At 49.8% G+C, this 12,243-nt stretch carries 13 protein-coding genes; 7 read left to right on the forward strand and 6 right to left on the reverse strand.

From position 1 onward, the window contains the following. Positions 1-236: 236 nt before the first annotated feature. Positions 237-914: an SDR family oxidoreductase gene (locus tag AC07NP_RS06545; RefSeq protein ID WP_494659930.1), complete on the reverse strand. Its 678-nt coding sequence runs from the start codon at positions 912-914 to the stop codon at positions 237-239. Between the two features lie 313 nt (positions 915-1,227). Then, positions 1,228-1,509, reverse strand: a complete 282-nt coding sequence (locus AC07NP_RS06550; RefSeq protein WP_494659931.1) for a hypothetical protein — start codon at positions 1,507-1,509, stop codon at positions 1,228-1,230. A gap of 295 nt (positions 1,510-1,804) precedes the next feature. On the opposite strand from AC07NP_RS06550, the gene AC07NP_RS06555 reads away from it, so the two are divergent. The 3 genes from AC07NP_RS06555 (at position 1,805) to AC07NP_RS06565 (ending at position 5,186) form a co-directional block, all read left to right on the forward strand. Continuing rightward, positions 1,805-2,209 carry a cell envelope integrity TolA C-terminal domain-containing protein gene (locus AC07NP_RS06555; protein ID WP_494659932.1) on the forward strand — a complete coding sequence of 135 codons (405 nt, stop codon included), beginning with the start codon at positions 1,805-1,807 and terminating at the stop codon, positions 2,207-2,209. A gap of 135 nt (positions 2,210-2,344) precedes the next feature. Further along, the gene (locus tag AC07NP_RS06560; protein WP_494659933.1) at positions 2,345-3,328 is read left to right on the forward strand and encodes an alpha/beta hydrolase; all 984 of its coding nucleotides are present in this window, start codon (positions 2,345-2,347) and stop codon (positions 3,326-3,328) included. A 472-nt stretch (positions 3,329-3,800) separates the two neighbouring features. Beyond that, entirely contained in the window at positions 3,801-5,186 is a 1,386-nt protein-coding gene (locus tag AC07NP_RS06565; RefSeq protein ID WP_494659934.1) for an FAD-binding oxidoreductase, read from the forward strand. A gap of 255 nt (positions 5,187-5,441) precedes the next feature. Here the strand turns inward: AC07NP_RS06565 and AC07NP_RS06570 are convergent, their stop codons facing one another. Beyond that, positions 5,442-6,353, reverse strand: a complete 912-nt coding sequence (locus AC07NP_RS06570; protein WP_494659935.1) for a LysR substrate-binding domain-containing protein — start codon at positions 6,351-6,353, stop codon at positions 5,442-5,444. A gap of 185 nt (positions 6,354-6,538) precedes the next feature. Here AC07NP_RS06570 and AC07NP_RS06575 point away from each other — a divergent pair, with 185 nt between their 5' ends. Together AC07NP_RS06575 and AC07NP_RS06580 are read left to right on the forward strand one after the other, a co-directional pair. Beyond that, complete coding sequence (locus tag AC07NP_RS06575; RefSeq protein WP_494659936.1) at positions 6,539-7,738, forward strand: MFS transporter; 1,200 nt, start codon at positions 6,539-6,541, stop codon at positions 7,736-7,738. Positions 7,739-7,740: 2 nt separating this feature from the next. Beyond that, the gene (locus AC07NP_RS06580) at positions 7,741-8,913 is read left to right on the forward strand and encodes an amidohydrolase (protein ID WP_494659937.1); all 1,173 of its coding nucleotides are present in this window, start codon (positions 7,741-7,743) and stop codon (positions 8,911-8,913) included. A 580-nt stretch (positions 8,914-9,493) separates the two neighbouring features. Here the strand turns inward: AC07NP_RS06580 and AC07NP_RS06585 are convergent. The 3 genes from AC07NP_RS06585 to yobA are packed head-to-tail and all read right to left on the reverse strand — an operon-like array spanning position 9,494 to position 11,098. Then, a complete protein-coding gene (locus AC07NP_RS06585; protein WP_494659938.1) occupies positions 9,494-9,832 on the reverse strand; it encodes a YebY family protein in 339 nt (112 codons plus the stop codon). A gap of 16 nt (positions 9,833-9,848) precedes the next feature. After that, positions 9,849-10,721 (reverse strand): copper homeostasis membrane protein CopD, encoded by an 873-nt coding sequence (gene copD / locus AC07NP_RS06590; RefSeq protein WP_494659939.1) that lies wholly within the window; start codon positions 10,719-10,721, stop codon positions 9,849-9,851. Positions 10,722-10,723: 2 nt separating this feature from the next. Continuing rightward, positions 10,724-11,098 carry a CopC domain-containing protein YobA gene (yobA, locus tag AC07NP_RS06595; RefSeq protein ID WP_494659940.1) on the reverse strand — a complete coding sequence of 125 codons (375 nt, stop codon included), beginning with the start codon at positions 11,096-11,098 and terminating at the stop codon, positions 10,724-10,726. 138 nt (positions 11,099-11,236) lie between these two features. Between yobA and AC07NP_RS06600 the strand changes: the two genes are divergently transcribed. Both AC07NP_RS06600 and AC07NP_RS06605 read left to right on the forward strand, forming a co-directional pair. Continuing rightward, entirely contained in the window at positions 11,237-11,467 is a 231-nt protein-coding gene (locus AC07NP_RS06600) for a DNA polymerase III subunit theta (RefSeq protein ID WP_162383786.1), read from the forward strand. A gap of 106 nt (positions 11,468-11,573) precedes the next feature. Further along, positions 11,574-12,230, forward strand: a complete 657-nt coding sequence (locus AC07NP_RS06605) for a nitrilase-related carbon-nitrogen hydrolase (RefSeq protein WP_494659941.1) — start codon at positions 11,574-11,576, stop codon at positions 12,228-12,230. Positions 12,231-12,243 lie beyond the last annotated feature (13 nt).

Raw genomic sequence — 12,243 nt, forward strand, 5'->3', positions numbered from 1 at the left:
AAAAGAGACGGATTACGGTTCCCGCATTGTCCTGAATTTTATTTTTTCTTTATAATTCGTATAAATAAAAGATTCTTAAAAACAACCGATCTACGTTGTGTTTTTAAAGCCTGCGGTTACAGCTGAAACATCAACGGATTGCGAGGCCTTTTCAGCCAGGCTTTAAGCTGAAAAATACGATGTCCAGATACCCATTCAGGTTTTGTCTCCTGAATGGGCAAAGTGTCTTATTGCGGCTACCAGGTCAGCGGCGTTGAGGTGTAGTCCACGAAATGGTGCCCACCCTTTCCTTGATAACTTTCCAGAACGTTAGCCAGTCCCTTAACGCTTTCTTCAACCGTAAGCGGTGCCTGCGCGCCACCCATATCAGTCTGCACCCAGCCCGGATGCAGTGACAGAAGCGTCAGACCACGAGAATCTGTCTCCGGTAACAAGGCGCGTGTCAGCATGTTCAGGGCGGATTTACTTGCCGAGTAGAGAGGCATATCAGCCTGCGTGTTTTCGTTCAGGCTGGCAAGTATTGAACTGGTGAAGGCCAGGATCCCTGTTCCCGGCTTAACGGCATCAAGTACTAAATTTGCTAACCTGATAGGCGAGAACGTATTGGTCATAAACAAGGACAAGAGCTCTTCTGGCGTCGCGGAACTGGCTGACTGATGCTGCGGCCCTTGCACGCCAGCATTAATCAGAATGACATCGTATTGCCCTGGCTGCAGCAACTGACCGAAAGCAGTGCTTTGCTGCACATCATTAATATCGAGAGTCAGCCACGTAATTTCTGGATATGTCTCAGCGCCAACAGACTGCCTGCGCGTTGCAGAGACTGCCCATCCCCGGTGATGCAGCTCCTGACTCAGACCAAGCCCGATCCCCCGAGATGCACCAATGATGAGTGCCTGATGTTGCTTACTCATATTTCCTCCGTTTGAGTATGGTCGGATTACGTCCTGTACCAGAACTCAGTAGCAGTAACCGGATCTTCCGACATCCTGATATCAGTATTTCAATGAGCCCCAGACTGAATGCGAAACGTTAAGATATTACTGATGTATTAAACATAAGGAATGTTCAATTTGTGCTGCAATGATTTTTTTGAAGGGCTAATTATTTATCGCTGTGGCGGCAAGCACAGCGGCTAAACTTTCCGCTCCGGATAAAAATAGACGTGCAGTAGCGTTGACAAGTATTATTGTTGCCTTTGCGAAAAGTGAAACAATACACACGCCATCATTTCATTTTTAACCAAAATGATTCCTGGCAAACATTATGAAATTGTTTCTTCATGGGTCTGATATTCTGTCCAGCCGCATCTGTGACCTCCCAACAGATCCAACATTCAGGACAAACATAAGCGGAACTTTGCATTGCTTCAAGTTCATTGGTGTAGCTGATTATCACACCACTCTCATGAAGCCATACCTTAGAGATAGTCTCAACTTCTGCTAAATCATCTTTTTCCCTGCTCTCTTGAATGCAATTTACTTTCTTTCTGTTTTTAATAGCATTCACATAATACCTTAAGTCGATCATCGCCGGGTTCGTCGCAAAAAATAACTGTGGTAAGAATATATTATCCTATTGCTTCTCCCACAGCATCACAGATGTAACAAAATACGGTCTACCACACACCGTCAACCTTACCGCGTTCTTCCTGACTCCTTGCTGCTATTTTCCAGTCTGACATTCCCCCTAAAATTGGTGGGATTATGAGCCAACAAATCCTTCTTCTGATTTACATGCCATAATGCCCCCAGTCATTGGTGTATATCGGTACTTTTTGGAAAAATAATAAACGGACTTAGACATGACCAAATTCTTGATGCTGGTAGTAATGCTAGCAACCATTGCTGGCTGCACTCCACTTACCCCAAAAGATTGCCAGAAGAAAAGCGCTCTTGATTCGTGCTCTTACAAGCGTTCAGGTAAAGTCACCGATAAAGACATTTATGGCGAACAAGCATCAGGTATAAAAAAAGCACTCGATGCAGCACTTACCAAACCACACGCCTGGAATGGTAAAAGATGTAATGTGCATCTGGATTTCAATATGGACGGCACCTTGCAGAATTTCATCATAAAGAGTGGAGATAAGGATTACTGCCGTGCTTTAGCTGAAGCCTCCAGGCGAGCAAAATTCCCAGCATTTACTGACCTGAATGTTTACAACGACATGGGTTCTGCTCAGTGGGATATGCACGGACAACCATGAAAAAATATACGCTGACTGTCGGCTTCGTGCCAGCAGCGGACTTTTCTAACGCCGCTGATGTATTAATCAATGGAGAGCAGGCCATATTTATAATATAAATTGACGGGTACGCTGAATTTTACAGGAACATCTCCGATGAATATTGCTGCCTCCATTGCCCTTTTGAGCGCTTGCCCAGTTGTGAGTCTGGCGGCAGTACCGGTGACCCTTTCCGAAACTGTCCTGGATGCCGCAGGGCCAAAAGGCCCTTTGAAAGGCACGTTACTCACCCCGAATTCAAAACCAACAGCCGTTGTTCTTATCGTTCCAGGCTCCGGGCCGACCGATCGGGATGGAAACAACCCGCTTGGTGTGAATGCATCGCCTTACCGACTTCTTGCTGAAGGTCTGGCTGCCAAAGGCTTTGCGACGCTTCGTATCGACAAACGTGGAATGTTCGCTAGCGCAATGGCCGTAGAGGATGCCAATGCGGTGACGATTGCTGACTATGTTGACGACGTTCGATCCTGGGTAGACGTGCTTAGACGTCACATGCACACTCCCTGTATTTGGGTTTTAGGACACAGCGAAGGGGGCGTTGTCGCACTTGCCTCGGCTCAAGAAGAGGATGTGTGCGGCGTGGTTCTTATCGCAACGCCCGGGAGGCCGATGGGAGAGGTGTTGAGGGGGCAACTTAACGCTAATCCGGAAAACGAAATGCTATTAAAGCAGGCACTGCCGATAATTGATGCCCTGGAGCATCGGCGGCGAGTCGATATTACGAATATGCACCCAGCACTGCAAAGTATCTTTAATCCTGCGGTTCAGGGGTTTTTGATCAATGCGTTTTCATATAATCCGGGTCATCTCATTTCGAGTATTTCCAAACCCGTGATAGTGCTACAAGGGCAACGCGATCTCCAGGTGGAAGAAACGGATGCAAGACTGCTTAAGGCCGCGAATCCTCAAGCGTCCCTGGTTATACTGCCCAATATGAACCATGTTATGAAAGAGGTGGCTTCGGACGATCGCAAGGCGAATATCGCGTCATACGCCGAACCCGCGCTCCCCTTAGCTCCCGGTTTAATCGACTCGATTGAGCATTTCCTGATCCACAACTCACCTTTTCCCGAAAAGTAATAGTTGCTCTGCTCGCGGTGTCCTGCCAAAAAACGATTTACTTTTAAAGAGTTCAGCATTCTTTAAAGCATTCGTCTGCTCCTCGCTCTAAACAGACATAGCTAATCTCGAGATTGACTATGAATTTGTATCATCAGTTACTGGAAAGCGATGAGCTAATTAAATAGCTGATCTTCAAATCGCTGAGCTTTTGTCTACCTGTGTTTTCCGCCAGCCAATGGATTTAACATATTCATTAAGTGGCGTACCTTGTTCAGAACCCATGTCAGCAAACCTTCGTTTATGTGTTGTATCCCATAGCCGAACACACCTCTGATTTCTTCATGCAGAGCGGCCTCAGACAGATGAGTGCTCCGGTGCTGATTCTGTTTACGACCACAGTCCACAAACTCCTCATTAAATACCCCTCAAACCATCAGGGTTTGTGAAATCCGCCATAATTAGTAGGGATACTCAAAGGTAGGAGACAATCATGAAGGAGTTACTAAAGCTAAATATCGACGAGTTCAAAACTCACTTCCAGGGGGAGGTGATTCTTCCTGACGATGCAGGCTACGACGAGGTGCGCCAGATCTGGAACGCCATGATCGACCGCAAACCCGCGCTGATCGCCCGCTGCACGTCGCCTGAGGATGTCGTCCAGGCTATCGAATTTGGACGAACGCAGAATCTCCTCATTTCGATCCGAGGAGGTGGACACAATATCGCGGGCAATGCCGTGTGCGACGACGGCCTAATGATCGACCTCTCGCTGATGAAGAAAGTGCAAGTGGACCAGGCAACCAACAGGGCTAGCGTTGAACCTGGCTGCACCCTTGGCGACTTTGATAAGGTGGTGCAGGCACATGGCCTTGCCACGCCACTGGGCATCAACTCGACCACCGGTGTGGCCGGCCTGACGCTCGGCGGCGGGTTCGGCTGGCTGAGTCGCAAGTACGGTATGACAATAGACAATCTGCTCTCTGCGGAGGTCATTACGGCAGATGGCAGCCAACTGCACGCCAGCGAATCAGAAAACCCGGATCTCTTTTGGGGGTTGCGGGGCGGAGGTGGCAACTTCGGTGTTGTTACTTGCTTCGAATTCCAACTCCATCCCGTCGGGCCGAATGTATTGAGTGGACTCATCGTGTTTCCGTTTGATCAGGCAAAGTCCGTTATCTCACAGTTCGCCCAATTCACCGAGACGATGCCGGAAGAGCTCAATGTTTGGATGGTAACGCGCAAGGCGCCTCCGCTACCTTTCCTGCCCAAGGACGTTCACGGGAAAGAGATGGTCGCGCTCGCGCTGTGCTATGTGGGCGATCCTAAAGAGGGTGAGAAGCTTATTGAGCCATTACGCGGGTTTGGTACGGTGCTCGGCGAGCACATCGGAGTGCAGCCTTATATCGCCTGGCAGCAGGCATTCGACCCGCTATTGTCGAAAGGGGCGCGTAACTACTGGAAATCGCACAACTTCTCGCAACTCAGTGAGGGTGTTATTGATGCCATCATCGAATACGCCGCCAGGTTGCCGTCACCCCAGTGTGAGATATTCATCGGGACAATTGGAGGTCAGACAGCCAGCGTCTCGCCCGAAGCAATGGCCTACTCAAGTCGGGATGCCAACTACGTGATGAATGTGCACGGTCGCTGGGAGTCAGCCACGGAGGATGAGCTCTGCATTACCTGGGCGCGCGAATTCTTCGCTAAATCACAACCGTTTGCCAGCAGCGGTGCATACATCAACTTCCTCACCCAGGAGGAGACTGACCGCATCGCCTTCGCTTACGGTGCGACCTGGAATCGACTAGTGGAGCTCAAGAAAAAGTACGACCCGACGAACCTCTTCCGGATGAATCAGAACATCAAACCGGTATGAGACCAGGTATTGCGCCTGACAGCAGTATGTCGCCAGCACGCTACGCATACTGCGGATGCTAAACGTTAGGCGCAGTAACATGGATATCGACTTGATCCTCATTTCGAGCAGCAATTTTGTCTGCACTGTTCGCTCTTCGCTGATAACCGACGTCATGCCCAGAGCGTGCCAGATATAGTCATTCATTTACACCAAAGATGTGTAATTCGATTATAAGCATACACTTCTGTTGAGGTGACCAGATTTACTGTGCAGCTACAACCAGTTATACCGAGTGCAATGATCGCGCAAGAGATCGAGAAAACGACGAGCCGTGTTGGTGAGGGGCGATTTTTGTGACCAGAGTACGCAATATTGTGCCTGCGGCAGGTTGTTGATCGGCAATATTGCCAGCTGTTGTTGAAACCAGATGGAACGCACCATCGCTCTGGCCACCACCACCAGATACCACGTCTCCAGTACCATATTCATACCGCTAATAAATGAGTCAGTATGTACTGCTGGCGTGATCAGATGCTGATAAAGTTCACTCCATTCCAACTGTACCTGTTGGTAATACCCCATATCCGTTTTTGGCAATATCCATTTCGCCTCTGTCAACTCACCGAATGTAGAAGACCGGGACAGCGGATTATCTTTGTGAGAGATAATGCAAAATTCGGCGCTAAACAGTGGCTCACAGATCAAATCATCGAGCGGTAATTCCGGGCTGACGGTACCGACGGCAAAGTCCAGTCGCCCCTCCCGCAACGCGGGCAACAGCGTAGAAAGTTGTGCTTCATGAATGAATACATTGGATTGTGAAAAGGATTGGCGAAACGCATCCACCAGCGCCGGTAACACAGTGAGGGAAAGTAAAGAGGAGCAACCAATCGCCACACTGCCTTGCTTAAGCTGGTCGAGTTGTTGAATTTCATGAGCGGCGCGCTGGAGTTCTTCAAGAATCAGCTGCATACGGCGCGAAAAGGCCAGTCCCGTTTCGGTGAGTGTCATTCCATGAGTGCTGCGAATGATCAACTGGGTTTGCAGTACCTGTTCCAGTTCCCGAATAGTACGACTCACTGCCGGTTGCGATTGCCCAAGCGCCCGCGCAGCCCCTCGAATGCTGCCGCTACGAATCACCTGCTGAAAGACTTTCAACTGCTGAATCTTTGGTAAGTAGCGCATTCTGAGCCCTATCAGAAAAAAACATCACCGATTAAAAATTAGTATCTTATGCCCCTTCAATAAAGTCGATAATTTCGATGGCGCAAGCACGTGTTATCAACATCATAAAGTGACGTAAGTCACGCAAAAACAGACGCCACCCTATTCGTTGGTTTTCCGGGTGATAATTAAAAGGAATACATCCGATGAAAAATCGTTCGTTGATGGTTTTTTTGCTGTTTATGGGTTATGCCGTGGTTTATCTCGATAAAACTATTATCGGCTTTGCGCTGCTACCCATAGAAAAAGAGTTTCATTTACTGCCTGAGCAACTCGGTTATATCACCGGGATGTTTTTCCTCGCCTATTCGTTGTTTCAGGTTCCCGCAGGTTGGCTAAACGATCGTATCGGTTTTAAGAAAGTCCTCTGCTGTTCTTTGTTATTGTTGGGCGGATTTGCTCTGTGCTTTGGCTTGCTGGGCTTCAGTTTGGGTCTGCTGGTCACTTTTCGTTTCCTTTCCGGTATGGGGCACTCAGGTTATCCAACGGCGTGTGCCAAAGCTGTCGTCGCTAATTTTCCTCTTGAACAGCGCACGTTTACCCAATCGATTCTGCTCTCTTCTGCCGGGCTGGCGATGACCGTCGGGCCGCTGATCGCCGTCTATGTACTGGCGCATCTTGGCTGGCGTGGCTCATTTTCCGGGCTCGGTTTGGTCGCCTTCGCCATCATGATAGCCGTCTTGTTGCTGGTGCCAAATCCGCCTAAAACAGCAGATGAAAAATCCGCGGCAGCGGCGGTGAGTTACAAAGGCTTATTGAAAAACCCCATCGTTATCCTGCTGTTTATCTCGATTTTTTGTATCAACATCCCTGCTTATGGCCTGTTGGCCTGGTTACCGAAATTCCTCGTTCAGCAACGGGGGATGCCAATAGGTACCTCCAGCCTGGTCGTTGCAGCAGGTGGCCTTGGGATCTGGATTTCCTCACTCGGTAGTGGCTGGCTGGTCGGGCGCTACCTGCAAGGACGTGAACCCCTGTTTGTCTGTTGCAGTTCGCTACTCAGCGCATTGTGCATCTGGTTAGTATTTATCAGTCAAACGGCTCTGGTTTCCAGTGTGTTCCTGTTTATTGGTTATATCTTCCTGATGGGTTCATTTGTCACCGTCTTCACGCTGCCAATGAAACGCCTGCAGACCGAAGTCATAGGCGCTGGTATGGGCATGATTAACACTGGGGGAACACTCGGGGGCTTTATCGCACCGATTGCTATCGGCTATTTAGTCACCATCAGCGGTAATTACACGACGACCTTTATTTTTTTAGCCATGGCTATGGTGGTTTCCGGGTTAATTGTTTTACCGCTGGCGGGCAAATCACGTCACCAACTCTCACCTGAAGGAATCTGAAAATGAATGCTGAACAACTCATCGCTGACGTGGAACAGGACGTCCTGACATGGCGTCGTCATCTCCACGCCAACCCGGAGCTGTCGTTTCAGGAGCATAAAACGGCCGACTATATCGTGGAGCAGCTGACACGCTTTGGCGGGCTTAAAATCAGCCGTCCGACAGCAACGAGCGTGGTCGCGTATCTGCAAGGTGTTGCTGCAGGCCCATGCTATGCATTGCGTGCAGATATCGATGCCCTGCCATTGCAGGAAAAAAATGACGAGCCATTCTGCTCGACGAATCCTGGGGTGATGCACGCCTGTGGTCATGATGCCCACACCGCGATGCTGTTGGGTGCCGCGCGTGTGTTGTGTCAGATGCAGGAGCAATTAAAGGGGTCTGTCTGTTTTATCTTCCAGCATGCGGAAGAGTTGCCGCCAGGCGGCGCACAAGAGCTGGTTGATCTCGGGTATCTTGACGATGTGAGTATGATCTTCGGACTGCATGTTTTCCCGACGGTCCCAACCGGGATCGTCAACATGAAGCAGGGGATTTTCAGCGCCGCCTGTGACAACTTCGACATCGTGATTCAGGGCAAAGGCGGCCACGGCTCGACACCGCAGCACTGCATCGATCCTATTGTGATTGGCGCTGAAGTTGCCACGTCATTACAGAATATTGTCGCGCGTAAAATCGATCCGCTCATGGTTCCAGTATTGAGCATCACCACTTTCCAGGCCGGAGCCAGTTATAATGTGATCCCTGATAGTGCGCGTCTGGCGGGGACACTGCGTACGCATAACCGTGAAGTTCGTGAGAAAGTACCACAACTGGTGGAACAGACCGTCGCAGGTATCTGCCAGGCGCATGGAGCAAGCCACAAAATTAGCTGGACACGGGGTTTTTCCAGCGGCGATAACCATCCGGATGCGTGTGCTATCGCCCGCCAGGTGGTGGCTGACGCGTTGGGGCCAGATGCTCTGGAGGAGGTTGATACTCCACTGTTTGGCGGGGAGGATTTCTCGTCATATCAGGCGAAACGGCCTGGTTGTTTTCTGTTTATCGGCTGCGGCAATGAAGCTATCGGTGCCACCCATGGCCTGCACAACCCCTACTTTAAACTGGATGAGGCCGCCTTGCAGGTGGGTGTAAAACTGCATGTGGGCTTTATTCGTCAGTTATTGATGCGTTAATCCATAAGATCTGGCCCATCAGGCATTTTTGTTGCGGCCAGTTTCAACACGTCTCATACCATGACTGACCGAGCGCATGTACGAAAAAGAATTCGGGAAGGATTTTACACAAAAACCGCTGGAGCATAAGCCGGGAAAATGACAGAGAAGAACCCTAATACCAGAAAAAAAGAGTATGTGATGCTCGTTTTTTTTCGGCGTAAATGAATTGTTAATGTTAATGTCGGGTGGTATAACGGAAAAAGACCGGATATTGAAATTCGGGATAATTTCGGGTTTTTTCGGACATGATGTCTTAAGCGCCTGAAATTAAAGCCAGATAAAAAGAGACCGAATACGATTCCTGTATTCGGTCCAGGGAAATGGCTCTTGGGAGAGAGCCGTGCGCTAAAAGTTGGCATTAATGCAGGCTAAGTCGCCCTGCCCTTTAAGAATAGATGACGACGCCAGGTTTTCCAGTCCGTGGCTAAAGTGGCTGGAAAAAAAGGATGCTTGTCACCCGCTACAACGTAAAAACCGCAAGTTCTTCTGCGAGAAACTTGCGGTTTTTTATTGGAAATCAGAAAGATATTTCTGACAATTAACAGAGTTTTTCTGCTCTTTCAATAAACGGCGCCAGGCTCATTTTTTCCCCTGGCTTCGCAGGATCGTCAATCTGAATAATGGTAAGAGGCTGAGCATTGGTTTTCCCGCTGCTTACCTGCTGCTGCGCGATATCATTGAGCGGGTATTGCACCAGCGTACTGGGGTTGATCACATACAAGGCATTCCCCGCCCGACACGTCAGCATCACTTCTTCACGGTTAAAGGCCCACTTGTCTTTACCGACTTCAAAGCGGCTTACGGTGATCACCTGGGGTGCTGCCATTGCTGCTGTGGAACTTGCCAGTAGTAGAAGAGAAAGAATCATTTTTTTCATACGTTTTGCCTGTCCATCAGAACGGTTCCAGGGTCGCAAACAGGCTGACAATGGCCAACACGACGCCCCCAATTCCCCATTCAATTTGAGTCATCCAGATAAACCAGAGATTCGCGCGGTGATTTTCTTCGCGCATCCGTGGTACGAGAACATACCGATTCGTCAGCGCAATTGCCACCATTAGCAGTACCAACGCAATTTTTAGCACCAGTAACTGCCCGTACGCGGTATGCCATGGCGCAGTAAATCCGTTAATAAACAGGATATTAAAGATACCTGTCAGTAGCACGCCAGCCACAAACGCGTGACCATAACGGGAAAAACGCATCATGGTGTCAATGGCCTGTTCGCGCCAACGGCCTCTTGCGATGCGCATACAGTAGATTACGGGCAGCAGCCCGCCAAACCAGGCCGCCGCGCAGATCAGATGCAGGGCATAGTTTGTTTTCACCAGCCCGCCCAGCACGCCGTGATGTACGGCGGCATGCCCCACGCCCGCGAGAAATAGCAGTTGGCCCAACGTGAGGATAAGCAGCAAACGTGGCAAATTACGCGGTACAATCAGCACAACACCCAGCGTGACGAAGGCCAGGATAATCTGCCATAGCCAGACGCCGCCAAATTGCGTTTGCAGGACGGCGCCCCACACGGGGACGGAAAAGACATCCGGCCAGCCGGAACCCATTAATCCGCCCTGAACCATAAACATCAGCGCAGCGCTGATAAAACTCCACGTCGCGGCATGTTGTTGAAGACGCAGGAAACGGCGCGCCATCAAACGACGAATCGAGAACGGCGCCAGCCATGCGCTATACAACGCACAGCCAAACACCAGCATCAGAGCGGTAAAATGGATAAATCTGAGCGCTATCCAGGAGAACGTCAGCATAGTTACTTCACGCTAAAGGTGTATTGCCCTTTGGTTTTATGACCGTCCACCGAGACGACATGCCACTCCACCGTGTAAGTTCCCGGGGTCATGGGCTGGTCAAGTGGGACAATCAGTTGTTTTTCATCCTGTTCGTTGCGCTTCGCTTTTTGCGTTTTAATGATTTCCTGTTTTGCTCCCGTGATCGTTGCCCCGCTGAACCCCGGTTCAATACCCTCAGAGAAATTCAGCGTGATGGCCTGTAAAGCGGCTTCAACCGCTGCATTCGCGGCAGGATATTGGTGTGTTAAATGCGCATGAGCCCAGGCGGCAGGAGCGACCAGCGTTGAGACAAGAAAGATGAATGCATAACGCAGCGATGGGGCAGCAAAAACCATATCAAATATTCCTTTTTGTTATGTCATAACCCTATGAGAATAACCTTCTATAATGATTGAGTCGAGAATCATCATTTGTGGCTTGCCATTGCGCCTGGGAGTTAGTAACTTTTGCGCGCACTTGATGAGGAGAAGCGCATGAAAACAAATCTGGCTCTACTTGAACAGGCAGAAATGGATAAGGTCAACGTCGATCTGGCCGCTGCAGGCGTGGCATTTAAAGAGCGCTACAACATGCCGGTCGTGGCTGAAGTTGTCGAACGCGAGCAACCAGAGCATTTACGCGGATGGTTTCGCGAGCGACTGATCGCACACCGTCTGGCCTCCGTTTCGCTTTCACGTTTACCTTACGAGCCTAAAGTTAAATAAAGCTTATATAACGTTACACTTCCTTACATGACAATTGCTACAGTATAAGAGCATTCTTAATCCCTGATTTAAGGATGATTGTAGACACTATGAAAAGGAAGTCATTATGTCACACTGGAAAATTGCTGCAGCACAGTACGAACCCCTACAAACCAGTCTGGCGGAACACGTTGCGCACCATCTGAAATTTATTGAGAAAGCCGCCAGCCATCGATGTGAATTGTTGGTATTTCCTTCCCTGTCGCTGCTGGGATGCACCGATCAGGATGATTCACTGCCCGCCCCGCCCGACAGCGCGTTATTACAACCTTTGGCTTACGCCGCCGCTACGTACCGCATGACGATCATCGCAGGTTTGCCGGTGGAGCATCACTCCCGTTTCGTTAAAGGTATTGCGGTGTTTAGTCCGTGGATCTCTTCGCCGTTAACCTTTCATCAAAGTCATGGCGCCTGTATTGCCCGGCATCTAAAGACCATCAGCGTTGTCGACGAACAACCTGAAGGCATGGATATGGATCCGGCGTTTTCGCTGTTCACCACCGGTCAAAGCGTGAGTGAGCCAAACCTGCAGGCCTCCACCTCCCGATTGCAGCGCTTCTCGCATCAATTCGCCATTGCCGTTTTGATGGCAAATGCGCGTGGAAGCAGCGCATTATGGGACGAAAGCGGTCAGCTTATCGTCCGTGCTGACCGCGGTTCGTTATTGTTGACAGGTCAGCGTACCGCACAGGGCTGGCAAGGTGATATCATTCCACTTCGCTAAGCGTTTTGGTCCG

It is taken from the genome of Citrobacter sp. GW821-FHT07H02 (assembly GCF_059418505.1).